Genomic DNA, 23,134 nt, shown 5'->3' with positions numbered 1-23,134 from the left:
AGAGAGAACAATGGCCAAGAAATCCATGGTTGAACGCGAGCTGAAGCGCGAGAAGCTGGTCAAGCGTCATGCTGCCAAGCGCGCCGCCCTGAAAGCCGTGATCGAAGATCAGTCCCGCCCGATGGAAGAACGCTTCAAGGCGTCTCTGAAGCTGGCTGAACTGCCCCGCAATTCCTCCGCCGTCCGGCTGCACAACCGCTGCCAGCTGACCGGTCGCCCGCATGCGTATTATCGCAAGCTCAAACTCTCGCGGATCATGCTGCGCGAACTGGCCTCGTTTGGCCAGATCCCCGGCATGGTCAAGTCGAGCTGGTAAGGAGCAGGTCATGTCGATGAACGATCCTCTCGGCGATATGCTGACCCGTATCCGCAACGCGCAAATGCGCGGAAAATCCACCGTCAAGACTCCGGCGTCGAAACTGCGCGCCTGGGTGCTGGATGTGCTGGCTGCGGAAGGTTATGTCCGTGGCTATGAAAAGACGACGGGGGCCGACGGCCACCCGGAGCTCCTCATCAGCCTGAAATACTTCGAAGGCACCCCGGTGATCCGCGAAATCAAACGCGTGTCGAAACCGGGCCGCCGCGTGTATGCTTCTGTCAAGGAAATCCCGACGGTCCGCAACGGCCTTGGTCTTTCCATCGTCTCCACGCCCAAGGGTGTGATGACGGACTCGGCCGCACGCACCGCCAATGTCGGCGGCGAAGTGCTCTGCACCGTGTTCTGAGGAGGGCAAGATGTCTCGTATTGGGAAAAAACCGGTCGAGCTGCCCTCGGGGGTTTCGGCCTCTGTCAGCGGGCAGACCGTGGAAGTGAAAGGGCCGAAAGGCACCCGCAGCTTTACCGCGACCGACGATGTCACGATCGTGCTGGATGGCAACACCGTCACGGTGAAGCCGCGCGGCACCTCGAAGCGCGCGCGCCAGCAATGGGGCATGGCCCGTTCGATGGTCTCGAACCTTGTCACCGGTGTTTCGACCGGCTTCAAGAAAGAGCTTGAGATTCAGGGTGTGGGCTATCGTGCCGCTATGACGGGCAACGTGCTGAAACTGTCGCTGGGCTACAGCCACGAAGTGAACTTCGAGGTTCCCGCCGGTGTGACCGTGACGGCGCCGAAGCAGACCGAAATCGTTGTGGAAGGCATCGACCAGCAGCTTGTTGGCCAGGTCGCTGCGAACATCCGCGAGTGGCGCCAGCCCGAGCCCTACAAGGGCAAAGGCATCCGCTACAAGGGCGAGTTCATCTTCCGCAAGGAAGGCAAGAAGAAGTAAGGGGCGCAAAAATGGCGAACAACAAACGAGAGCTGTTCCTCAAGCGCCGCCTGCGCGTGCGGAACAAGTTGCGGTCGATGGCGAACGGGCGTCTGCGCCTGTCTGTACATCGGTCGAACAAGAACATCAGCGTGCAGCTGATCGACGATGTCAATGGCGTGACCGTTGCGGCGGCGTCCTCGCTCGAGAAAGATCTCGGCGTGGTGGGCAAGAACAACGTCGAAGCCGCATCCAAGGTCGGGTCGGCGATTGCCGAGCGCGCCAAGAAGGCCGGCGTCGAAGAATGCTACTTCGACCGCGGTGGTTTCCTCTTTCACGGCAAGATCAAGGCTTTGGCCGATGCTGCCCGTGAAGGCGGCCTGAAGTTCTAAGGAGACGATGATGGCAGAACGTGAACAACGCCGGGACCGCCGCGACGATCGTCGCGACCGTGAGGAAACCCCGGAATTCGCCGATCGTCTCGTGGCGATCAACCGCGTGTCGAAAACCGTGAAGGGTGGCAAGCGCTTTGGCTTTGCCGCACTCGTGGTGGTCGGCGACCAGCGCGGCCGCGTTGGGTTTGGCAAGGGCAAGGCGAAAGAAGTGCCCGAGGCGATCCGCAAGGCGACCGAGCAGGCCAAACGCAGCCTGATCCGCGTGCCGCTGCGCGATGGCCGCACGCTGCACCACGATATCGAGGGCCGTCATGGCGCCGGTAAAGTGGTGATGCGCACCGCCGTGGCCGGGACCGGTATCATCGCTGGCGGCCCGATGCGCGCCGTGTTCGAGATGCTGGGCCTTCAGGACGTCGTGGCGAAATCGCTCGGCAGCCAGAACCCCTACAACATGATCCGCGCGACCATCGACGGTCTGAAGCAGGAAGCCAGCCCCCGCCAGGTCGCGCAGCGCCGCGGCAAAAAGGTGGCCGACATCCTGAAGAAGCCCGAAGCTGAAATTGCGGAAGCGTGAGGGAAATGACCATGGCCAAGAAAACCATCGTCGTGCAGCAATACGCCTCGGCGGCCCGCCGCCCGGACGTGCAGCGCCGGACCCTGATCGGTCTGGGCCTGAACAAGGTGAACCGCACGCGCGAACTGGAAGACACGCCGTCGGTGCGGGGCATGGTGAACGCCATCCCGCATCTGGTGAAGATCATCGAAGAACGCGGCTGATCCCGCATCGGGCGCGCGGTATCTCTGCGCGCCCGCGTCAACAAGAAACGCCGTGTTTGCCCCATCCGTCGCTGGCGGGGTAGTTCCGGCCAAGGAGATAGCGACATGAAACTGAATGAACTTTCCGACAACCCTGGTGCAGCCCGCAAGCAAAAGCGTGTGGCGCGTGGTCCTGGCTCGGGCAAGGGTAAGACTGCGGGCCGCGGGATCAAGGGTCAGAAATCGCGTTCGGGCGTGGCGATTGGTGGCTATGAAGGTGGCCAGATGCCGCTGTATCGGCGCCTGCCGAAGCGTGGCTTCAACAAGCCGAACCAAAAGCATTACGCCGTTGTGAACCTGGGCCTGATCCAGAAGTTTGTCGATGCCGGCAAGCTGGATGCCAAAGGCGAGATCAACGCAGAGGCTCTGGTCGCGTCGGGTCTGCTGCGCCGTGCGTTGGATGGCGTGCGGGTGCTGGCCAAGGGCGAAATCACCTCGGCGGTGACGCTGAATGTGGCCGGTGCCTCTAAAGCCGCCATCGAAGCGGTCGAGAAAGTGGGCGGCAAGGTGACCGTTGCGACGGTTGCCGCTGAATAAGCTGTTGTGGGCGGCGCCTGCGCCGCTTACATAGCTCATGGTTTTCCAAGTGCCGCCGACCGGGAAACGGTTCGGCGGCGCTGACATGATAGGGAACGGTCATGGCATCTGCTGCGGAGCAAATGGCGTCGAACATCAGCTGGAGCGCCTTCGGCAAGGCGACCGAGTTGCGCCAGCGTATCTATTTCACCATCGGTCTGCTGATCGTCTATCGGATCGGCACCTACATCCCGGTGCCTGGCATCGACGGGCTGGCGCTCAAGCAGTTCATGGATGATGCCGCGGCGGGGATTGGCGGCATACTGTCGATGTTCACCGGCGGTGCGCTGGGGCGGATGGGTATTTTTGCGCTGGGGATCATGCCCTATATTTCGGCCTCGATCATCGTGCAGTTGCTGACGGCCATGGTGCCGTCGCTGGCGCAGATGAAGAAGGAAGGCGAGCAGGGCCGCAAGAAGCTGAACCAGATCACGCGCTACGGCACCGTCGCGCTGGCGCTGTTCCAGGCCTATGGGCTGGCGCGCAGCCTTGAGGCGGGCGATCTGGCGCATGATCCGGGCCTGTTCTTCCAGGCGACCGTGGTGGTCACGCTGGTTGGCGGCACCATGTTCCTGATGTGGCTTGGCGAACAGATCACCGCCCGCGGCATTGGCAACGGCATTTCGTTGATCATCTTTGTCGGCATCGTGGCCGAGATTCCCGCCGCGCTGGCGCAGTTCTTCAGCCAGGGCCGTTCGGGCGCCATTTCCACGCCGGCCATTCTGGGCGTGATTGCGATGGTGGTGGTCACCATTGCCTTTGTGGTGTTCATGGAGCGCGCGCTGCGCAAGATCCATATTCAGTATCCGCGCCGTCAGGTCGGGATGAAGATTTACGATGGCGGCTCCAGCCACCTGCCGATCAAGGTCAACCCGGCAGGCGTTATCCCGGCGATCTTTGCCTCGTCGCTCTTGCTGCTGCCGACCACGATCTCGACCTTTTCGGGCAGCCAGACCGGGCCGGTGATGTCGACGATCCTTGCCTATTTTGGCCCCGGCCAGCCGCTGTATCTGGCGTTCTTCACGGCGATGATCGTGTTTTTTGCCTATTTTTACACCGCCAACGTGTCGTTCAAATCCGACGAGGTGGCTGAGAATCTGAAGAATCAGGGCGGCTTCATTCCTGGTATTCGGCCCGGCAAGAAGACCGAAGATTACCTCGATTACGTCGTTGCGCGCATCTTGGTGCTCGGCTCGGGCTATCTGGCGCTGGTCTGCCTGCTGCCAGAGGTTCTGCGCTCGCAACTTGCGATCCCGTTCTATTTCGGGGGCACCTCGGTTCTGATCGTAGTGTCTGTGACGATGGACACGATCAATCAGGTGCAATCGCACTTGCTGGCCCATCAGTATGAGGGGCTGATCGAGAAATCGCAGCTTCGCGGCAAAAAGAAACCAGCGACGAAAAAGGCGCCTGCGCGGCGCTGAGGCAGGAACTGACAATGGTTAACATCATTCTTCTGGGGCCGCCGGGAGCTGGCAAGGGCACGCAGGCCCGCAAGCTGGTCGAAGGCCGCGGCATGGTGCAACTTTCTACCGGCGACATGCTGCGCGAGTCGAAATCATCGGGGAGCGAAATGGGGCGCCGGGTCGCCGAAGTCATGGACCGCGGCCAGTTGGTCACCGATGAAATCGTCATCGGGCTGATCGAGGAAAAGCTGACCGGCGCCGCGGGGACGGGGTTTATCTTTGATGGCTTTCCGCGCACGCTGCCGCAGGCCGATGCCTTGCGCGATCTGCTGGCGCGGGTTGGTCAGCGCCTGGATGCGGTGATCGAGATGCGGGTGGATGATGCGGCGCTGGTTGCACGCATCACCGGTCGCTTTACCTGCGGCGCCTGTGGCGAGGTCTATCACGACATCACCCGCCCGACCAAGGTGGCGGGGGTCTGCGACTGCTGCGGATCGACCGATCTGCGCCGCCGCGCCGATGATAACGAAGACAGTCTGAAGCAGCGGCTGATGGAATACTACAAGAAGACCTCGCCGCTGATCGGTTACTACTATGCGCAGGGTTGCCTGCATGTGGTGGACGGGTTGGGCGAGATCGGGGTGGTTTCGGCCGAAATTGCCGCAATTCTGGACAGCCCGAAGGGCTGACAGCCGCGCCCTCTTGACGCGCCGTGCATTTGACCATATTGCACGGCGTCTCGTTCGAGAATCGTTCTGGGTTCGGGTTTACCCGCCTGCCAGATCGAGAGCGGCCCGAAGGCATCGCTTTCGGGCCATTCGTTGTGAAAAAAGGTTCTGGGGTTACGGAACCGCAACAAAAGGAAGCTACGTTTGGCACGTATTGCTGGCGTCAACATCCCGACGGGGAAACGCGTCCCCATCGCTTTGACCTATATCACGGGCATCGGCCCGCATATTGCGGAACTGATCTGCGAGGCTGTCGGTATCGACCGGACCCGCCGCGTGAACGAATTGTCGGATGCCGAGGTTCTGGCGATCCGCGAACATATCGACGCGAATTATACCGTCGAGGGTGACCTGCGCCGCGAAGTTCAGATGAACATCAAGCGTGCGATGGACCTTGGCTCGTATCGTGGTCTGCGTCACCGTCGCAACCTGCCCGTGCGCGGCCAGCGCACCCATACCAACGCCCGCACCCGCAAGGGCCCGGCGAAGCCGATCGCCGGCAAGAAGAAGTAAGGGGAGGGTTAGCAGATGGCTCGTGAAAAGACCCGCATCAAGCGGAAAGAGCGCAAGAACATCGCCTCGGGCGTTGCTCATGTGAACTCTTCCTTTAACAACACCAAGATCCTGATTTCGGACGTGCAGGGCAACGCGATTGCCTGGTCGTCCTCGGGGACGATGGGGTTCAAGGGGTCGCGGAAATCGACCCCCTACGCCGCGCAGATGGCCGCCGAAGACGCGGGCCGCAAGGCGCAGGAACACGGCGTGAAAACGCTGGAAGTGGAAGTCCAGGGCCCCGGCTCGGGCCGTGAATCAGCGCTGCGCGCGCTGGCTGCGGTGGGCTTCAACATCACTTCGATCCGCGACGTGACGCCGATCGCGCACAACGGCTGTCGGCCGCCGAAACGTCGCCGGGTCTGACAACGACTTTCTCGCCCTGGGCCGTGCGGTTTCCGCGCGGCCCAGGGCCATTCGCATTTAACCTCGGGCGTCCCGGCTTACGGACATGGGTCTGGGACAGGTATGGAGGCAGTACGCATGATCCACAAGAATTGGGCCGCATTGATCAAGCCGTCGCAGCTTGAAGTCAAACCGGGCAGTGACCCGGCCCGGCAGGCCACCGTGGTTGCCGAACCGCTGGAGCGTGGCTTTGGCCTCACGCTGGGCAACGCGCTGCGCCGCGTGCTGATGTCGTCGCTGCAAGGCGCCGCGATCACCTCGGTGCAGATCGACAACGTGCTGCATGAATTTTCCTCGGTTGCCGGGGTGCGTGAAGATGTCACCGACATCGTGCTGAACCTCAAGGGCGTCGCGCTGAAGATGGAAGTCGAAGGGCCCAAGCGGCTGTCTATTTCGGCCAAGGGGCCGGGCATCGTGACCGCGGGCGACATTTCCGAATCGAACGGGATCGAGGTTCTGAACAAGGATCACGTCATCTGCCACCTTGACGAGGGCGCGGAACTGTTCATGGAACTGACGGTCAACACCGGTAAGGGCTATGTGGCGGCCGACAAAAACCGCCCCGAAGATGCACCCATCGGCCTGATGCCGATCGACGCGATCTATTCGCCGGTCAAGAAGGTCAGCTACGAAGTGCAGCCCACCCGCGAGGGCCAGGTGCTGGACTATGACAAGTTGACCATGAAGATCGAGACCGACGGCAGCCTGACCCCCGAAGATGCGGTGGCCTACGCCGCGCGCATCCTGCAGGATCAACTGTCGATCTTCGTCAATTTCGACGAGCCGGAAAGCGCGCTCAAGCACGACGCCGAAGAGGGGCTGGAATTCAACCCGCTCCTGCTCAAGAAGGTGGACGAGCTGGAACTGTCGGTGCGTTCGGCCAACTGCCTGAAGAACGACAACATCGTTTATATTGGCGACCTGATCCAGAAGACCGAAGCCGAGATGCTGCGCACCCCGAACTTTGGCCGCAAGTCGCTGAACGAGATCAAGGAAGTGCTCTCGGGCATGGGTCTGCATCTGGGGATGGAACTCGAAGACTGGCCGCCGGAAAACATCGAAGATCTGGCCAAGCGTTTCGAAGACCAGTTTTGACCGCCTGGGTCCGCCTGAGGGCGCACCCAGAGGTTGCCGGGGGCCAAGGCCTCCGGAAATGCCCGGATTTCCGGGGAACAGATGGGCGAAAGCCCCAAGGTGAGCGCGCCGAGGACCACGGCCGCCGGACAAAGCAAAACGCGATAGGAGAAACAACATGCGTCACGCTCGCGGCTACCGCCGTCTGAACCGCACCCACGAACACCGCAAGGCGCTGTTCGCCAACATGGCCGGCTCGTTGATCGAACATGAACAGATCAAGACGACCCTGCCGAAAGCCAAGGAACTGCGTCCGATCATCGAAAAGCTGATCACGCTGGGCAAGCGCGGTGACCTGCACGCTCGTCGTCAGGCGGCCTCGCAGCTCAAGCAGGATGCCTATGTGGCCAAACTGTTCGAAGTGCTCGGCCCGCGCTACAAGGACCGTCAGGGCGGCTACGTTCGCGTTCTGAAGGCCGGTTTCCGCTATGGCGACATGGCGCCGATGGCGATCATCGAATTCGTCGAGCGTGACCCGGCCGCCAAGGGCGCTGCCGACAAGGCGCGCGTCGAGGCTGAGAACGCCGAAGATTGATCGGCCGGCACGACCCTGAAAACCCCGCCTTCGGCGGGGTTTTTTTATTTCTGCCGGGGCGTGCCAGTGGGGTGCTCGGAGCGCGGCCAAATGGGTGACGCAACGGTAAAGTGTCGCCGCCATTCAATTCACGGTTGACGAAAATCAGGACAACTTGTCTAAAAAGCTATGACCACACATGCCGAAATCGATCTTGAATTGCGCAAACTGGCCCGACTGGCCCCGTTGGGGTATTTCGTCGGTTTGCACATTCGCTTTACCTCGCCGTTGATGTCGTTTCAGACCTACAATCAGGCGTGGCTTGATCATTATACTGATAACGGATTTGTGCTGCGCGATCCGATGACCGCCTGGGGTTTCAGCACCATCGGCTGGATTCGCTGGGGCGACCGCAACCTGCCGGACCCGTTCGGCCTGTTCAAGGAAGCGGCTCGGTTCGGGCTGAAATACGGGGTCACGATCTCTTGTGGACCGATCCGGTCGCGCAGCATCGCCAGTTTCGCGCGCGCAGATCGGGAGTTTACCGATCAGGAAATCGAGACACTTCAGACCATTGTCCTGCGGCTTCACGAAATGACCGAGCCGCCGCAGGAACTGACCAAAGCCCAGATCGAGGCGCTGAAATGCATTGCGGGGGGTGACCGTCACGCTGCGGCCGCTGCCAAACTTGGTATCTCGGAAAGTGCCCTGAAGGCGCGTCTCATTTCTGCCCGTGAGCGCCTGATGGCCCGCACCACCGCCGAGGCGATCCAGCGCGCCAAGGATTCCCGTCTGATCTGACTAGCCGCCCTCCGCAAGGTTTCGAGTTTAACCACCCAACCCTGCAGGAGGCTAACATGCAGACCACGACTCTCTCCTTTGAAAACATCCACAACCATGGGGAGCTTTTCGCCAACATGCTGCGCGCTCGGCGCGATCTGTTCATCGTCCACAACAAGTGGAACCTGCCCGAAGCGATGGGTATGGAATACGATCAGTATGACACCCCCGCCAGCCGCTGGGTTGTTGTCCATGACGAGTTGGGCCGGGTTCTGGCCGGTAATCGGCTGACGCCCACCACCACGCGCTGCGGCATCTACAGCTATATGATCCGCGACGCGCAGCGCGGGCTGTTGGAAACCATCCCCTCGCATCTGCTGTATGAAGAGGCGCCGGTGGCGGAAAACATCTGGGAAAGCTCGCGCCTGTTCGTGTCGCATGACGTGCCGATGGCGCAGCGCCGGGCGGTTCATGCCAAGCTGGTGACGGAACTCGGCAATGCCGCGCGCAAACTGGGCGCGACCTCGTGCCTGACGTTGCTGAACGCAAACTGGCCGCGTTGGGCGGGCCGCGTCGGCGTGCATATGACCGCGATGGGGCCGGTTATGAACATCGAGAATGTCGACAATCAGGTCGTGTCGATGGATTTCTCGGGCACGCTTCACTAAGCGCAGCAGCCGCAACGCGGTCGATGCGCTATAACCGAGCAGCACCACCGGGGGTAACCCGGTGGCGCCACTTGGCCATGCAATTCTAGGTTGACGAAGCCTGAAGCAGGAAGTCTAAAAAGATTATGACTCTGACCAGAGAACTCTCTGCGATTCTGGGCGAACTGGAAGGCATCGCCCCTGTCGGCTATTCTGCCGGTCTGCATATCCGTTTTGCGACGCCGCTGGTGTATCACAGCACCTACCCCGAGCCATGGCGCAAGCATTACAGCGATAACGCCTATTATCTGCGCGACCCCGTCGTGTTCTGGGGGATCGGCCTGAGCGGTGCGATCCGCTGGAGCGAGATCCCGATGCCGGACCCCTTTGGTGTCATGCAGCAGGCGGCGCGCTTCGGGCTGACCTATGGCGCGGTGTCATCCTATGGGCCGATCACGTCACGGTCGATTGTGGGCGTCGCGCGGGGGGACCGGGAATTCAGCAAGCAAGAGCTGGCGGTATTGACCGAAATCACCGGCCGGCTGCACATCGCGGCAAGGCCGCCGTCAGAGCTGACGCCTGCGCAAGTCGAGGCTTTGCAATTCATTGCAAACGGGGATCGCCACACCGCCGCGGCCGCAAAACTCGGTATTACAGAAAGTGCTTTCAAGGCTCGCCTGAAATCTGCCCGTATTCGCCTGGAAGCGCGCACCACCTCTGAAGCGGTGCGAAAGGCCAGAGAATACGGCATGCTCTAAGAGCTGTGTGGCGCCTCGCCTGATCGGTTTCACAACCCCAGAAGGAGGCACTACAATGGAAGTCACCACCCTTTCTTTTACCAACCTGCACAACCATGGCGAGTTGTTCGCCAACATGTTTCGCGCGCGCCATCGCACCTTCATCGTGCAGAACAAATGGGATCTGCCCGAGGCCGACGGGATGGAGTTCGACCAGTATGACACCCCCGCCAGCCGCTGGGTCGCGGTGCATGACGGGGGGGACGTGCTGGCAGGTGTGCGGCTGACGCCGACCACGCACCGCTGCGGCATCTATTCCTACATGATCCGCGATGCGCAAAGGGGCCTTCTGGCCTCGATCCCGTCGAACCTGCTGTATCAAGAGGCGCCGGTAGCCCCGCATATCTGGGAAAGCTCGCGCGTGTTCGTGGCCGATCATGTGCCCGCAAACCTGCGCCTGCGGGTGCAGATGCAACTGATTCATGAAATGGTGGTTTCGGCGCGCAGTTTCGGGGCCAGCATGGTGCTGGGCCTGATCCCCGAGCATTCGCCGCGGCTGGCGCGACGGGTCGGTCTGGACTGTGTGCCCGCTGGCCCGGTGCTGGACATTGAGGGGTCGCGCAGTGTTTGTGTGAACATCAACATGGCCACCAAGATGCACTGACCGGCGCCATCGCCGGGCTTTTCCCGCAGGGCTGGCGGGGGTAGGAAGGGGCATGCCGGATCTGTTCGACACCCCTTCCAGCCCTGCCCATCCCGAGGCCCCGCGCCCGCTGGCCGATCGTATTCGGCCGCAGCGCCTGTCCGAGGTGATCGGGCAGGCGCATGTGCTCGGTCCTGAGGGGCCGCTGGGGGCGATGCTGGCGGCGGGGTCTTTGTCGTCGCTGATCCTGTGGGGGCCGCCGGGCGTGGGTAAAACCACGATCGCGCGGCTGCTGGCGGCCGAATCCGACCGCGCCTTTGTGCAGATTTCGGCGATCTTTTCGGGCGTGTCCGAACTGCGCAAGGTGTTCGATGCGGCCCGCCTGCGGCGCCAGCAGGGCCGCGGAACGCTGTTGTTCGTCGATGAGATTCACCGTTTCAACAAGGCGCAGCAAGACAGTTTCCTGCCGCATATGGAGGATGGCACGATCCTTCTGGTGGGGGCCACCACGGAAAACCCCAGTTTTGAATTGAACGCCGCGCTGTTGTCACGCGCCCAGGTGATCGTGCTGGAGCGGTTGAACCTGGCCGATCTGGAACTGCTGGCGCAGCGGGCCGAACAAGCGCTGCACCGGGCGCTGCCCTTGCGGGCGCATGCGCGCGAGGCGTTGCTGGAAATGGCCGATGGCGACGGGCGCGCACTGCTCAATCTGATCGAGCAGGTGATGGCCTGGAAGCTGACCGAAAACCTTGATGTCGAGGCGCTGGCGGCCCGGCTGATGCGGCGGGCGGCCAAATACGACAAATCGGGGGACGAGCATTACAACCTGATCTCGGCGCTGCACAAATCGGTTCGCGGGTCCGACCCGGACGCGGCGCTGTATTGGTTTGCGCGGATGCTGGAGGGCGGCGAAGACCCGCGCTATCTGGCACGGCGCTTCGTGCGGATGGCGGTCGAGGATATCGGGCTGGCCGACCCTGCGGCGCAGGGGTTTTGCCTGCACGCCTGGGAAAGCTATGAACGGCTTGGCAGCCCCGAGGGGGAATTGGCGCTGGCGCAGGCGGTGGTCTATCTGGCGCTCGCACCCAAATCGAACGCGGGCTATGTGGCTTACAAGGCCGCCCGCGATCTCGCCCGCCGCACCGGATCAGAGCCGCCGCCACGGCACATTCTGAACGCGCCCACCGCCCTGATGAAAGAGCAGGGCTATGGCGCGGGCTATGCCTATGACCATGACGCGGAAGACGGGTTTTCAGGGCAGAACTACTTTCCCGAGGGGGTAAAACGCCCGGTCCTGTATCAGCCTGTCGAACGTGGGCACGAACGGGAGCTGAAAAAGCGGCTCGACTGGTTTGCGCGCTTGCGCGAAAAACGCGGTGGATAAGGGGCTTTCGCCGAAATCTTGGCCGCCCGGCGCGCGGGCACGATTGACAACACCGCCCCGCGGGCACAGGTAGGCGCGATGATCCGGAACCTGATCTTTGTTGCCGCAGGCGGCGCGCTGGGCGCATCGCTGCGCTATGTCGTCAACGTGGCTGCGGGCCGCGTCTTTGGCGCGGGCTTTCCCTGGGGCACGGTGATCGTGAACGTGGCAGGTTCGTTTCTGATGGGGGTTCTGGTGGTGGTGCTGGCACACAAGGGCGGCACGCGCTACGCGCCCTTTCTGATGACCGGGGTTCTGGGCGGGTTCACCACGTTTTCGGCGTTTTCGCTGGATGCGTTGACGATCTGGGAACGCGGGCAGACGGGGCTGGCCGCCGCCTATGTGCTGGGGTCGGTCGGCCTGTCGCTGGCGGGGATCGTGGCGGGCATGGCGGTGGCGCGGGGGATGATGGCATGAGTGGCGTGAAAATTCTGACGGTTTCGGTGGATGAGGGCGAACAGCGGCTGGACCGCTGGCTGAAACGTCGATTCCCCCAGATCAATCAGGGCGCGGTGGAAAAGATGTGCCGCACCGGGCAGATCAGGGTCGATGGCGGGCGCGTCAAGGCCGCAACCCGCGTGGCGCCGGGGCAGCAGGTGCGGGTGCCGCCCTTGTCCGACACCGCCCCCGATGCCGCGCCGCGCGCGGTGAAATCTGCGATTTCAGCCGCCGATGAACAGATGATTCAGGGCTGTGTGTTGTGGCGCGATGAACATATCATCGCCCTGAACAAACCACCCGGCCTGCCCAGTCAGGGCGGCTCGGGGCAGGGCAACCGGCATGTGGACGGGCTGACCGCCGCGCTGATGTTCGGCTTCAAGGAACGCCCCAAGCTGGTGCACCGGCTGGACAAGGATACCTCGGGCGTGCTGCTTCTGGCGCGCACTGACCGGGTGGCGCGGGCCTTGTCTGAGGCGTTCCGCAACAAGACCACGCGCAAGATCTATTGGGCCGCCTGCGCCGGCGTGCCCAGCCCGCGAATGGGCACGATCCGCTTTGGCCTGGTCAAGGCTCCGGGTCGGGGCGGTGGCGGCGAGGGGGAAAAGATGTTCTGCATCCACCCCGCAAAAATTGATGAAACCGAGGGTGCCAAACGCGCCACGACCGATTACGCGGTTCTGGATGCGCTGGGCAGTCGCGCTGCCTGGGTGGCGCTGGTGCCGATCACCGGGCGCACGCATCAATTGCGCGCCCACATGGCCGAAATTGGCCACCCGATCGTGGGCGACGGCAAATATGGAGGTTCGGGGCAGGAAAACCTGGGCGATGGCTGGGGCGCGCAACTGGGCGGAGAGATTTCGCGCAAGCTGCATCTGCACGCCCGCTCGATCAGCTTTGACCATCCGATCACCAAAAAGCGCGTGACGATTACCGCGCCGTTGCCCGAGCATATGGCGCGCACCTGGAAGACGCTGGGCTGGTTGGAAAACGACGTGCCCGCCGACCCGTTCGAGGAGCCGTGATGCGGCTGAAGCTGGCGGTTTTCGACGTTGACGGCACCTTGTCGGACAGCCAGGCGCATATCCACGGCGCGATGAGCCTGGCCTTTGCGACGGCGGGGCTGCCCGCGCCGTCACTGGCGCAGGTTCTGGAAATTGTGGGCCTGTCGCTGCCTTTGGCCGTGGCGCGCCTCGCGCCCGACCTGCCGCCCGAGGAGCGCAGTCAGATCGTCGAGTGTTACAAGCATTCCTATTTCACCCAGCGCGCCGCCCAGCCCGCGCCGCTTTACCCCGGTGCGGCCGAGATGCTGGCGCGGCTTGGCGCGCGGCCCGATTGGCTGATGGGCGTGGCCACCGGCAAATCGCGCCGCGGGCTGACGCATCTGCTGGGCCATTACGGGCTGGCGGGCCATTTCGTCACCACGCAGGTTGCCGATGACCACCCCTCGAAACCGCATCCCGCGATGTTGCTGGCGGCGCTGGCCGAAACCGGGGTGGCGGCCACCGATGCGGTGATGATCGGCGATACCACCTATGACATGGAAATGGGCCGCAACGCCGGGCTGCGCACGATTGCGGTCAGTTGGGGCTATCACCCGGTTGCGGCCTTGCTGGCGGCGGGGGCTGACCGGCTGGTAACCGATTTCACCGCGCTGGAGGCGGCGCTGGATGATCTGATGGGGGGCGCATGAGCGGCGGCTGGACGGCAAAACGGTTCTGGAGCGAGGTTCAGGTGGTGCCGGTCGAGGGCGGCTTTGCCATTCACCTGGACAATCGGCCGGTGAAAACCCCGGCCAAGGCCCCTTTGGTGGTGCCCACGCAGGCCATGGCTCAGGCGATTGCAGAGGAGTGGGCCGCACAAGAGGGTGTTATAAAGCCCGAAACCATGCCGCTCACGCGCTCGGCCAATGCCGCGATCGACAAGGTGGCGACCCAGCGCGCCGAGGTGGTGGCGCTGATCGCCGAATATGGTGGCAGTGACCTGCTGTGTTACCGCGCTGAGGCGCCCGCGGCGCTGGCCGCGCGTCAAGCCGCGGCCTGGGATCCGCTGCTGGATTGGGCCGTCGAGGCGCTTGGCGCGCCGCTGTGCTCAACCGCAGGCATCGTGCCGGTGCCGCAAGACCCCGCCGCGCTGGCGCGGTTGCACGCCCGCGTCGCGCAGATGTCGGCGTTCGAAATCGCTGCGCTGCACGATCTGGTGGGCATTACCGGCTCGTTGATTCTGGGGCTTGCGGTTGCGTTGGGCCGCGAAACCGCGGCGCGGGCCTGGGATCTTTCGCGAATCGATGAAGACTGGCAGATTTCCCAGTGGGGCGACGATGACGAAGCGATAGCTTTCGCAGAAATGCGGCGCGAGGCGTTGTTGCATGCAGAGCGGTTTTGGCAACTTGCAAAATTTGCCGGGTGACGCTGCGGCAGATGCGCTTGGATATGCCTAAAGTTACGGCAATTGCTGAAACCGGTTGCAACCCTCGCGAGAGGGGCCTGATTGTGCCCTTGACGGGGTATTTCGAATTGGCCCAAACTCCCCCCACTGGGGATCAACCTCACACAACCGTCCTGGCCCGTCGCGGCCGACAGAACCGTCTTTCAGGGCGGCAACTCAGGAAGAGGTAAGTATGAAGAAATCCGTATTTCTTGGCACGCTGACCATGGCCGGTCTGGCGGCGGGTCTTGTGTCTGCTGGCACGCTGGATGATGTGAAGGCGCGCGGCGAGTTGAACTGCGGCGTGAACACGGGCCTCGTGGGCTTTGCCGCCCCCGATGCCAATGGCAACTGGACTGGCTTTGACGTCGCCATCTGCAAGGCCGTCGCGGCTGCTGTTCTGGGCGACGCCTCCAAGGTGAAATATGTGCCCACCACCGGCCAGACCCGCTTCACCGCGCTGGCCTCGGGCGAAGTTGACGTGCTGGCCCGGAACTCCACCTGGACCTATTCGCGCGATACCGACCTCAAGCTCGACTTCGTCGGGGTCAACTATTACGACGGTCAGGGCTTCATGGTCCGCAAGGATCTGGGCGTGTCCTCGGCCAAGGAACTGGAAGGTGCGACTGTCTGCATCCAGACCGGCACTACGACCGAACTGAACCTGGCCGACTTCTTCAAGGCCAACAACATGAGCTATCAGCCGATCGCGATCGACACTAACGCGGAAGGCGAACAGCAGTATCTTGCAGGCGCCTGCGACGCCTACACCACCGACATTTCGGGCCTTGCCGCGACCCGCGCAGCCTTTGCCGACCCGGAAAACCACATCATCCTGCCCGAGGTCGTCTCGAAAGAGCCGCTGGGGCCGGCCGTGCGCCATGGTGACAACCAGTGGGGCGACATCGTGATGTGGACCCTGAACGCGCTGGTCGCCGCCGAAGAATACGGTGTGACCTCGGCCAATATCGACGAATTGTCGAAAGGCACCGAAAACCCCGAGATCAACCGCCTTCTGGGAACTGAGGGCGATCTGGGCGCCATGGTCGGGCTTGACAAGGATTGGGCCAAGCGCGCGATCAAAGCCGGCGGCAACTATGGCGAAATCTTCGCGGCCACCATTGGCGAGCAAACCCCGATCGGTCTGGCGCGCGGCCTGAACGCGCAATGGACGCAGGGCGGCCTGCTTTACGCGCCGCCGTTCCGTTGATCTGAAAACCGGCAGGGGCGCGTGGGGAGACCCGCGCGCCCTTTGCGTAGCACGACAGGGAATGTCACCCGGCGGCGAGGGGCAAAAGACCCCGAAACAGGCGGCCAAGCCGCAATCGCACCGGGATCAGGGGAATGCATATGGTCACCGTCTCTGACGCGCCGGAACCGGGGTTCCGGCTGAGCCAGCTTATTTACGACACCCGATACAGGTCTTTGACCATTCAGGTTGTCGTTTTCATGCTGTTTGTCGCCAGCACCGCATGGTTGGTTGACAATACCGTGCGGAACCTGTCCGCGATGGGCAAGGATTTCAACTTCGGGTTTCTGTGGAACCGCGCGGGCTATGACATCGGCCAGATGCTCATACCCTACAGCAACGACAGCACCCATGCCCGCGCCATGCTGGTCGGGTTGCTGAACACGCTGCTGGTGTCGGCGCTGGGCTGCATTGCGGCCACCATCATCGGCGTTTTCGTCGGGGTGTTGCGGCTGTCGAAAAACTGGCTCGTGGGCCGGTTGATGACGGTCTATGTCGAGGTGTTCCGCAACGTGCCGCTGCTGCTGTGGATCCTGATCGTCTATGCGATCTTTACCGAGGTGATGCCCGCCCCGAACGCTTATCGGATCGACCCAGCTACGGGCGAGGCGGCAATGTCGGCGCTGCTGTTCGACTCGATCGCGCCCACGAACCGCTACACCGCCATTCCCTCGATCCGTTTTGACCGTCCGCTGGGTAGCCTTGATCTGGGCTGGATCACCTTGTCGGGCACCTTCCTGGGCTTTGTTGCTGCGGTTGCGGCGGGGGTATGGGCCAACAGCGTGGTGCGCCGCCGTGCTGTGGCGGTTCAGAACGCGACCGGGGTGCGCCCGACGACATGGTGGAAGTCGGTGCTTCTGCTGACCGTTCCGGCGGTGGTTGTGCTGGTGGCTACCGGGTTTCACCTGAACCTGCCCACGCTCAAGGGCTTCAACTTTACCGGCGGGACCAATGTGTCGAACTCGCTCGTGGTGCTGTGGCTGGCGCTGACGCTTTACACCGGGGCCTTCATTGCCGAAATCGTGCGCGCGGGCATTCTGGCCGTGTCGCGTGGCCAGACCGAGGCCGCCTATGCGCTGGGCCTGCGCCCCGGTCGCACCATGAGCCTTGTGATCCTGCCGCAGGCGCTGCGGGTGATCGTGCCGCCACTGATCTCGCAATTCCTGAACCTGACCAAGAACTCGTCGCTGGCGATTGCGGTCGGCTACATGGACCTGCGCGGCACGCTGGGCGGCATCACCCTGAACCAGACGGGCCGCGAGTTGGAGGCGATCTTGCTGATGATGCTGATCTATCTGGCGATCAGCCTGATCATTTCGGGGCTGATGAACATCTACAACAACTCTGTCAAACTGAAGGAGCGGTGAGATGACCGAATCCTCAGCCGCCTTCGTTCGCCGCGATATGCTGCCCCCGCAAGCCCCGCCCGCCACGCAGGCCGGGGTGTTGAAATGGTTGCGCGAGAATCTCTTTTCCAGCCCGCTGAACGCAGTTCTGACCTTGGCAGGCGCCTATGTCGTCTGGTGGCTGGTCGCGCACAGCTACCCTTGGCTGTCGCATTCGGTCTGGAATGCGGGCTCTCTGTCGGAATGCCGCGCGATCATTGCAGAACGCTGGGGGGCGGATGCCACCGGCGCCTGCTGGGCCGTCATCAAGGAACGCTGGCACCAGTATATCTTTGGTTTCTACCCGCCCGAGCTCTACTGGCGCCCGATCAGCGTTTTTCTGCTGCTGTTTGTCGCGCTCGCGCCGGTGCTGTTTTCGGCGGTGCCGCGGGTGCTGCTGGTGTTCACGGTGGTCTACCCGTTTCTTGCCACCTGGTTGCTGTGGGGGGGCAGCCCATGGATCGAGGTGATGATTTTGGTCGGCTTCGTTCTAGGCTGGGCCGCGTTCCGCATCGCCTCGCGCTATGGCTCGCTGCTGGCGGTATCGGTTGCGCTGGCGGTGCCGGCGCTATGGTGGGTCTTTGCCGCCGGGCCGATGGACCGCGCGCTGGAACAGGCGATCCGGCTGGCAATCGAAAAGGTCGCCTCGGACAAGTTCGGCGGCTTCCTGCTTGCCGTCACGATCGGGGTGGGCGGTATCGCCATGTCGCTGCCGCTGGGCATTTTGCTGGCGCTGGGGCGTCGGTCGGACATGTTTCTGATCAAGGCGTTGTCTGTGGGATTTATCGAGTTCATCCGTGGCGTGCCGCTGATCACGCTGTTGTTCGTGGCTTCGTTGCTGCTGAACTACTTTCTGCCGCCGGGCACCAATTTCGATATCATCCTGCGCGTTGAAATCCTCGTGACGCTGTTTGCCGCCGCTTACATCGCCGAGGTGGTGCGGGGCGGGCTTGCCGCCTTGCCGCGCGGCCAATACGAGGCTGCCGACAGTCTGGGGCTGGATTACTGGAAGGCGCAGCGGCTGATCATCCTGCCGCAGGCGCTGAAAATCTCCATCCCCGGCATCGTTTCCACCTTCATCGGGATGTTCAAGGATACCACGCTGGTGGTGTTCGTGGGTTTGTTCGACCCGCTCAAGGGCATCTCTGATTTCGTGCGCGCAGACTTCAACTGGAAGGGCATCTACTGGGAGCCTTACATCTTTGTCGGCTGCATCTTCTTTCTCTTCAACTTCAGCATGTCGCGATACTCGATGTATCTCGAAAACAAGCTGAAGCGTGACCACCGCTAAGGAGCCGCCATGACGGACCCCCATTTCGACCGTGCGATCGACCGTAGCCAGATGCAGGTTTTCGACGAGGTTGCGATCCAGATCAGCGCGATGAACAAGTGGTATGGCACCTTCCATGTGCTGCGCGACATCAACCTGACCGTGAACCGCGGCGAGCGGATCGTCATCGCAGGCCCCTCCGGGTCTGGCAAATCGACGCTGATCCGCTGTATCAACCGGCTGGAGGAACATCAGTCCGGCAAGATCGTGGTGGATGGCACCGAACTGACCAGCGACCTCAAGAACATCGACAAGGTGCGATCAGAGGTCGGGATGGTGTTCCAGCACTTCAACCTGTTTCCGCATCTGACGATTCTCGAAAACCTGACGCTGGCGCCGATCTGGGTGCGCAAGGTGCCCAAGCGCGAGGCCGAGGAAACCGCGATGTATTACCTGGAAAAGGTAAAAATCCCGGAACAGGCGCTGAAATACCCCGGCCAGTTGTCGGGCGGCCAGCAGCAACGGGTGGCGATCGCCCGGTCACTTTGCATGAAACCCCGGATCATGCTGTTCGACGAGCCGACATCGGCGCTTGACCCGGAGATGATCAAGGAGGTGCTCGACACCATGATCGAACTGGCCGAAGAGGGCATGACCATGCTGTGCGTGACGCATGAGATGGGTTTTGCGCAGGCCGTGGCGAACCGGGTGATCTTTATGGATCAGGGTCAAATCGTCGAGCAGAACAACCCGCACGACTTTTTCAACAATCCGCAGTCGGATCGGACCAAGCTGTTCCTCAGCCAGATTCTGGGCCACTAAGCCACATCACCGCCTGACATATCGTGTCGCATTTCCGACAAGATCGCGGGTTGCGCCAGTCATTTGCGGCCGACAACATGGCACGCTAATTGCGTCATCCCCTGATGGTTCGCGCAGGTCGCGCGGCCAGGCAATTGTCGGTTGCCCCGATGGTGGGGCCGCCGATCAGCAAAGGGATATGCACTATGGCAGTCATCACTTTTTCCTCGCCCCTGCTGCACGGTCCGAAAACCGTGTATGCGGTGGCGGGGGATACCCGGACGGTTCTGGCTCTGGCGGAAGAGCACAAGATCCCGATCCCCTTCGAATGCCGCGATGGCAATTGTGGCTCGTGCCTGATCGAGGTCACCTATGCCGATCCCAGCACGAAGATGGGGATCTATCTGACCGAGAAAGAAAAGAGCAAGCTCAAGGAACTGGGCAGGCTGACCCCACAGGAAATCGAAGATGCCGAGGTGCGCGATATGCCGCCGCGGTATCGGCTGGCCTGCCAGTTCATTGCCCGCGACGAGGATGTGACGATCAGCTTTACAGGCGAACCCGGCGGCGCCTGAGCCGCCATGCGGCGGGTAAGGGGGCCGGTGGCCCCCTTTTTCCGGTCTCAGCCGCGACCGCGGCTTGCAGGCGTAAAGAAATCCATCACGCTGCCTTCGCCGGGGGCCAGATCGGCCCAGCGTTCGATCTGGAAATCGACCACCAGCGTGGCGCAGGTGGGATAACGCGTGAAATCGGGTGTCACCGGCGCGCGGGCGGGCAGCATCCGCGCAAATTCGGCGATGCCGGGGTTATGCGCCAGCATCATCACCGTGGGCGCGGTGGCCGCCTTGAGCGCTGCCATCAGCACATCGGGGCCAGCCTGATACAGCCGCGGCTCGATCCGCACCACTGGCCGCACCTCCAGCACCGCGGCCGCGACACCGTCCCAGGTTTCGCGGGTGCGCAGGGCATCTGAACACAGCACCTCTTCGGGTTCATAGCCGCGCGAGGCCAGCCAGTCGCCCAGTTCACGCGCTGCGCGGCGCCCGCGGTCGTTCAGCGGGCGGTCGTGATCTGCAAGCAGGGGGTCATCCCAGGCCGATTTCGCGTGGCGCGTCAGGATCAGGCGCCGGTGTCCCATTGGTATCATTTGTGGAATTGCCTCATGTGCCAGGCTGATTGTTGGCCCAGCCTGCCATAGCCGATGCTGGCGGGGCAAGCGCGGCGAGTGACGCAGCCCGCGGAAAGACAATCTTTCCCCTCGGGCCGGTCCAGATGGGCATGGCAGGCCGCAACGTCATAGCCCGCGGCCCCCAGCGCGCTTGCAGGGCAGGCAGTCAGGCAGGGCCGGGCGCAGCCGTCGCAGGGGCAGCTTGGGGGCTGCGGCAGAACCCACCGCCCCGGCACCGCCAGCGCCCCGCGATATGAGGCGAAAAGCCCCATCCGGTCATGCACCAACAACGTGACCGGCGCGGCCCAGGCCCTGCCAGACCGCAGTGCCCAGGTGTAGAACGGGTGCCATGGTGGCCCGCCGAAGGGAAACAGCGCCTGCCCGCCAAAGCTGTGCGCCAGCGCGCTGATCACGCGGGCTGACCAGCGGTCCAGCGGGTTGGCGGCGCCATCGGCAAATTCCGGCTGGCTGGTGACATGGGGCCAAAAGCCCGGCTCGTCGGGCGATAGCAGCAGCAGCGTGCCGCAGCCCTCGGGCGCGCCGTCACCTGGTTCCGGGTGAAACCCGCCCGAGACGAACAGCCGGTCCGCCGCCGCCGCCGCAGTCAGCGCGGCAAGGCCGGTCATCGGCTGCGCGGCTTGACCCGCGGCTCGGTCGAGCGGATCAGGCTGCCCGCGCCGTGATCGGTGAACAGTTCCAGCAGGCAGGCATTGGGCACCCGGCCATCAAGGATCACCACGGCACGCACCCCCTCCTCCAGCGCCTTCAGCGCGGTTTCGGTTTTCGGGATCATGCCCCCCGCGATCACCCCGCGGGCGGTCATCTCGCGCACCTCGTCAGGGGTCAGTTGGGTCATCACCTCGCCCGCTTCGTTCTTGACGCCGGCGACATCGGTCAGCAGCAGCAGCCGGTCGGCCTTGAGAGCCCCGGCGATCGCCCCCGCGGCGGTGTCGCCGTTGACGTTGAAGGTTTCGTTCTCGGCCATTCCGGTGGCCACCGGGGCCACCACCGGAATGATCCCGGCATTGTAAAGATCGCGCAGCACCTGCACGTTCATTTCCACCGGCCGACCGACAAAGCCCAGCTCCGGGTCGTCGGCCTCACATACCATCAGATCGTCATCCTTGCCGGAAATGCCCACGGCACGGCCGCCCGCATCCATGATTGCCTGCACGATGCGCTTGTTCACCAGCCCCGACAGGATCATCTCCACCACCTCGACGGTGGCCTTGTCGGTCACGCGTTTGCCGCGCACCCACTGGCTTTCGATGCCCAGTTTTTTCAGCATCTCGTTGATCATCGGGCCGCCGCCATGCACCACCACCGGGTTCATGCCGACCTGCCGCATCAGCACGATGTCGCGGGCGAATTCGGCCATCGCCTCGTCGTCGCCCATCGCGTTGCCGCCGAACTTCACCACCACGACCGCGCCGGTGTAGCGTTGCAGATAGGGCAGCGCCTCAGACAGGGTGCGGGCGGTGGCGATCCAGTCTCGGTTCATGGTCTGCTTTCTCATGGCTGGCCCCCGGGGAATGTGGGGCAAGTGGTATCGCCTAACCGCCCCCCTGCCAAGACCCGCTGCGGCGCCACAGCGCGGTTGCGTTTGCTGATAAAAAGACTAGGTCTTGTAGCCGGAACAAGGAGAGGCTCATGCCGACAGATGACCGCAGGGTAATGCTGCTGACCGGCGCCAGCCGGGGGATCGGCCATGCGACGGTGAAGCGTTTCGCGCGCGAGGGGTGGCGGATCATCACCTGTTCACGCCAGCCCTTCCCCGAACAATGCCCCTGGGGCGGCGGGCGCGAGGATCACATTCAGGTCGATCTGGCCAACCCGACCCAGACCATCGAGGCGATCGCCGAAATCCGCGACCGGCTGAATGGCAAGCTGCACGCGCTGGTCAACAATGCCGGGATATCGCCCAAGGGGGAGGGAGGCGCGCGGTTGAACACGCTCGAAACCGACCTGCGGACCTGGGGCCAGGTGTTCCACGTCAACTTCTTCGCCTCAATCATTCTGGCGCGGGGCCTGAAAGAGGAATTGTCGGCAGCCCACGGCGCGGTGGTCAACGTCACCTCGATCGCGGGGGCGCGGGTGCATCCCTTTGCCGGCGCGGCCTATTCCACCTCAAAGGCGGCGCTGGCCGCGCTGACGCGCGAAATGGCGCATGATTTCGGCCCTCTCGGGGTGCGGGTCAACGCGATTGCTCCGGGCGAGATCGAAACCTCGATCCTGTCGCCCGGCACCGAAAAGATCGTGGAAACCCTGCCGCAGCGACGCCTTGGCCAGCCGCGCGAGGTGGCCGATGTGATCTGGTTCCTGTGCTCTGACCAGTCCAGCTATGTGACCGGCACCGAGATCGAGGTGAACGGCGGCCAGCACGTCTGACCTG

The 23,134-nt window shown here is 62.9% G+C and carries 31 protein-coding genes; 28 read left to right on the top strand and 3 right to left on the bottom strand.

Annotation, left to right across the window (positions count from 1 at the left end; translation table 11 throughout):
- Positions 1 to 10: 10 nt before the first annotated feature.
- The 27 genes from rpsN to C5F46_RS07370 all read left to right on the top strand — a co-directional run bounded on the left by rpsN (position 11) and on the right by C5F46_RS07370 (position 20,149).
- Entirely contained in the window at positions 11 to 316 is a 306-nt protein-coding gene (gene rpsN / locus C5F46_RS07500; RefSeq protein WP_107324736.1) for a 30S ribosomal protein S14, read from the top strand.
- A 10-nt stretch (positions 317 to 326) separates the two neighbouring features.
- Positions 327 to 725 (top strand): 30S ribosomal protein S8, encoded by a 399-nt coding sequence (rpsH, locus tag C5F46_RS07495; protein WP_181317739.1) that lies wholly within the window; start codon positions 327 to 329, stop codon positions 723 to 725.
- A 10-nt stretch (positions 726 to 735) separates the two neighbouring features.
- A complete protein-coding gene (gene rplF, locus C5F46_RS07490) occupies positions 736 to 1,269 on the top strand; it encodes a 50S ribosomal protein L6 (protein WP_107324735.1) in 534 nt (177 codons plus the stop codon).
- Positions 1,270 to 1,280: 11 nt separating this feature from the next.
- Entirely contained in the window at positions 1,281 to 1,640 is a 360-nt protein-coding gene (gene rplR, locus C5F46_RS07485) for a 50S ribosomal protein L18 (protein WP_107324734.1), read from the top strand.
- 10 nt (positions 1,641 to 1,650) lie between these two features.
- The gene (rpsE, locus tag C5F46_RS07480) at positions 1,651 to 2,217 is read left to right on the top strand and encodes a 30S ribosomal protein S5 (RefSeq protein WP_107324760.1); all 567 of its coding nucleotides are present in this window, start codon (positions 1,651 to 1,653) and stop codon (positions 2,215 to 2,217) included.
- Positions 2,218 to 2,228: 11 nt separating this feature from the next.
- Positions 2,229 to 2,420, top strand: coding sequence for a 50S ribosomal protein L30 (rpmD, locus tag C5F46_RS07475; RefSeq protein WP_107324759.1), 192 nt, complete (start codon positions 2,229 to 2,231; stop codon positions 2,418 to 2,420).
- A 105-nt stretch (positions 2,421 to 2,525) separates the two neighbouring features.
- On the top strand, positions 2,526 to 2,996 hold the full coding sequence (gene rplO / locus C5F46_RS07470) for a 50S ribosomal protein L15 (RefSeq protein WP_107324733.1): 471 nt from the start codon (positions 2,526 to 2,528) through the stop codon (positions 2,994 to 2,996).
- A gap of 101 nt (positions 2,997 to 3,097) precedes the next feature.
- Positions 3,098 to 4,459, top strand: a complete 1,362-nt coding sequence (secY, locus tag C5F46_RS07465; protein ID WP_107324732.1) for a preprotein translocase subunit SecY — start codon at positions 3,098 to 3,100, stop codon at positions 4,457 to 4,459.
- 14 nt (positions 4,460 to 4,473) lie between these two features.
- Entirely contained in the window at positions 4,474 to 5,130 is a 657-nt protein-coding gene (locus tag C5F46_RS07460; protein ID WP_107324731.1) for an adenylate kinase, read from the top strand.
- A gap of 183 nt (positions 5,131 to 5,313) precedes the next feature.
- Complete coding sequence (rpsM, locus tag C5F46_RS07455; RefSeq protein ID WP_107324730.1) at positions 5,314 to 5,682, top strand: 30S ribosomal protein S13; 369 nt, start codon at positions 5,314 to 5,316, stop codon at positions 5,680 to 5,682.
- A gap of 15 nt (positions 5,683 to 5,697) precedes the next feature.
- Complete coding sequence (gene rpsK, locus C5F46_RS07450) at positions 5,698 to 6,087, top strand: 30S ribosomal protein S11 (RefSeq protein ID WP_107324729.1); 390 nt, start codon at positions 5,698 to 5,700, stop codon at positions 6,085 to 6,087.
- 117 nt (positions 6,088 to 6,204) lie between these two features.
- Entirely contained in the window at positions 6,205 to 7,221 is a 1,017-nt protein-coding gene (locus C5F46_RS07445; protein WP_107324728.1) for a DNA-directed RNA polymerase subunit alpha, read from the top strand.
- 157 nt (positions 7,222 to 7,378) lie between these two features.
- Complete coding sequence (gene rplQ, locus C5F46_RS07440; RefSeq protein ID WP_107324727.1) at positions 7,379 to 7,795, top strand: 50S ribosomal protein L17; 417 nt, start codon at positions 7,379 to 7,381, stop codon at positions 7,793 to 7,795.
- Between the two features lie 168 nt (positions 7,796 to 7,963).
- The gene (locus C5F46_RS07435) at positions 7,964 to 8,575 is read left to right on the top strand and encodes an autoinducer binding domain-containing protein (protein ID WP_107324726.1); all 612 of its coding nucleotides are present in this window, start codon (positions 7,964 to 7,966) and stop codon (positions 8,573 to 8,575) included.
- A gap of 56 nt (positions 8,576 to 8,631) precedes the next feature.
- Positions 8,632 to 9,222 (top strand): acyl-homoserine-lactone synthase, encoded by a 591-nt coding sequence (locus C5F46_RS07430; protein ID WP_107324725.1) that lies wholly within the window; start codon positions 8,632 to 8,634, stop codon positions 9,220 to 9,222.
- A 125-nt stretch (positions 9,223 to 9,347) separates the two neighbouring features.
- Positions 9,348 to 9,959, top strand: a complete 612-nt coding sequence (locus tag C5F46_RS07425; protein WP_107324724.1) for a helix-turn-helix transcriptional regulator — start codon at positions 9,348 to 9,350, stop codon at positions 9,957 to 9,959.
- Positions 9,960 to 10,014: 55 nt separating this feature from the next.
- Positions 10,015 to 10,602 carry an acyl-homoserine-lactone synthase gene (locus tag C5F46_RS07420; protein WP_107324723.1) on the top strand — a complete coding sequence of 196 codons (588 nt, stop codon included), beginning with the start codon at positions 10,015 to 10,017 and terminating at the stop codon, positions 10,600 to 10,602.
- A 52-nt stretch (positions 10,603 to 10,654) separates the two neighbouring features.
- On the top strand, positions 10,655 to 11,965 hold the full coding sequence (locus C5F46_RS07415; protein WP_107324722.1) for a replication-associated recombination protein A: 1,311 nt from the start codon (positions 10,655 to 10,657) through the stop codon (positions 11,963 to 11,965).
- A 78-nt stretch (positions 11,966 to 12,043) separates the two neighbouring features.
- Positions 12,044 to 12,421, top strand: a complete 378-nt coding sequence (gene crcB, locus C5F46_RS07410) for a fluoride efflux transporter CrcB (RefSeq protein WP_107324758.1) — start codon at positions 12,044 to 12,046, stop codon at positions 12,419 to 12,421.
- A complete protein-coding gene (locus C5F46_RS07405) occupies positions 12,418 to 13,467 on the top strand; it encodes an RluA family pseudouridine synthase (protein WP_107324721.1) in 1,050 nt (349 codons plus the stop codon). Before crcB ends, C5F46_RS07405 begins: the two co-directional genes overlap by 4 nt.
- Positions 13,467 to 14,135 carry an HAD-IA family hydrolase gene (locus C5F46_RS07400; protein ID WP_107324720.1) on the top strand — a complete coding sequence of 223 codons (669 nt, stop codon included), beginning with the start codon at positions 13,467 to 13,469 and terminating at the stop codon, positions 14,133 to 14,135. The genes C5F46_RS07405 and C5F46_RS07400 overlap by 1 nt, the downstream gene beginning before the upstream one ends.
- A complete protein-coding gene (locus C5F46_RS07395; RefSeq protein WP_107324719.1) occupies positions 14,132 to 14,851 on the top strand; it encodes an ATP12 family chaperone protein in 720 nt (239 codons plus the stop codon). Before C5F46_RS07400 ends, C5F46_RS07395 begins: the two co-directional genes overlap by 4 nt.
- Positions 14,852 to 15,062: 211 nt before the next feature.
- Positions 15,063 to 16,079: an amino acid ABC transporter substrate-binding protein gene (locus tag C5F46_RS07390; RefSeq protein WP_107324718.1), complete on the top strand. Its 1,017-nt coding sequence runs from the start codon at positions 15,063 to 15,065 to the stop codon at positions 16,077 to 16,079.
- A 140-nt stretch (positions 16,080 to 16,219) separates the two neighbouring features.
- Complete coding sequence (locus C5F46_RS07385) at positions 16,220 to 17,485, top strand: amino acid ABC transporter permease (protein WP_107324757.1); 1,266 nt, start codon at positions 16,220 to 16,222, stop codon at positions 17,483 to 17,485.
- A gap of 1 nt (position 17,486) precedes the next feature.
- Positions 17,487 to 18,794 (top strand): amino acid ABC transporter permease, encoded by a 1,308-nt coding sequence (locus tag C5F46_RS07380; RefSeq protein ID WP_107324717.1) that lies wholly within the window; start codon positions 17,487 to 17,489, stop codon positions 18,792 to 18,794.
- A 9-nt stretch (positions 18,795 to 18,803) separates the two neighbouring features.
- Positions 18,804 to 19,595: an amino acid ABC transporter ATP-binding protein gene (locus tag C5F46_RS07375; protein WP_107324716.1), complete on the top strand. Its 792-nt coding sequence runs from the start codon at positions 18,804 to 18,806 to the stop codon at positions 19,593 to 19,595.
- A gap of 185 nt (positions 19,596 to 19,780) precedes the next feature.
- A complete protein-coding gene (locus tag C5F46_RS07370; RefSeq protein WP_107324715.1) occupies positions 19,781 to 20,149 on the top strand; it encodes a 2Fe-2S iron-sulfur cluster-binding protein in 369 nt (122 codons plus the stop codon).
- A gap of 47 nt (positions 20,150 to 20,196) precedes the next feature.
- Here the strand turns inward: C5F46_RS07370 and C5F46_RS07365 are convergent, their stop codons facing one another.
- The 3 genes from C5F46_RS07365 to argB are packed head-to-tail and all read right to left on the bottom strand — an operon-like array spanning position 20,197 to position 22,243.
- Positions 20,197 to 20,721, bottom strand: a complete 525-nt coding sequence (locus C5F46_RS07365) for a SixA phosphatase family protein (RefSeq protein ID WP_107324714.1) — start codon at positions 20,719 to 20,721, stop codon at positions 20,197 to 20,199.
- Positions 20,718 to 21,368, bottom strand: coding sequence for a ferredoxin (locus C5F46_RS07360; protein ID WP_107324713.1), 651 nt, complete (start codon positions 21,366 to 21,368; stop codon positions 20,718 to 20,720). The genes C5F46_RS07365 and C5F46_RS07360 overlap by 4 nt, the downstream gene beginning before the upstream one ends.
- Positions 21,365 to 22,243, bottom strand: coding sequence for an acetylglutamate kinase (argB, locus tag C5F46_RS07355; protein WP_107324712.1), 879 nt, complete (start codon positions 22,241 to 22,243; stop codon positions 21,365 to 21,367). The genes C5F46_RS07360 and argB overlap by 4 nt, the downstream gene beginning before the upstream one ends.
- 149 nt (positions 22,244 to 22,392) lie before the next feature.
- Here argB and C5F46_RS07350 point away from each other — a divergent pair, with 149 nt between their 5' ends.
- On the top strand, positions 22,393 to 23,130 hold the full coding sequence (locus C5F46_RS07350) for an SDR family NAD(P)-dependent oxidoreductase (protein WP_107324711.1): 738 nt from the start codon (positions 22,393 to 22,395) through the stop codon (positions 23,128 to 23,130).
- Positions 23,131 to 23,134: the final 4 nt, after the last annotated feature.

It is taken from the genome of Phaeovulum veldkampii DSM 11550 (assembly GCF_003034995.1).
Classification (GTDB): domain Bacteria; phylum Pseudomonadota; class Alphaproteobacteria; order Rhodobacterales; family Rhodobacteraceae; genus Phaeovulum; species Phaeovulum veldkampii.
The sequence above is the reverse complement of the archived record's forward strand: the minus strand, read 5'-3'. Positions and strand labels throughout refer to the sequence as shown.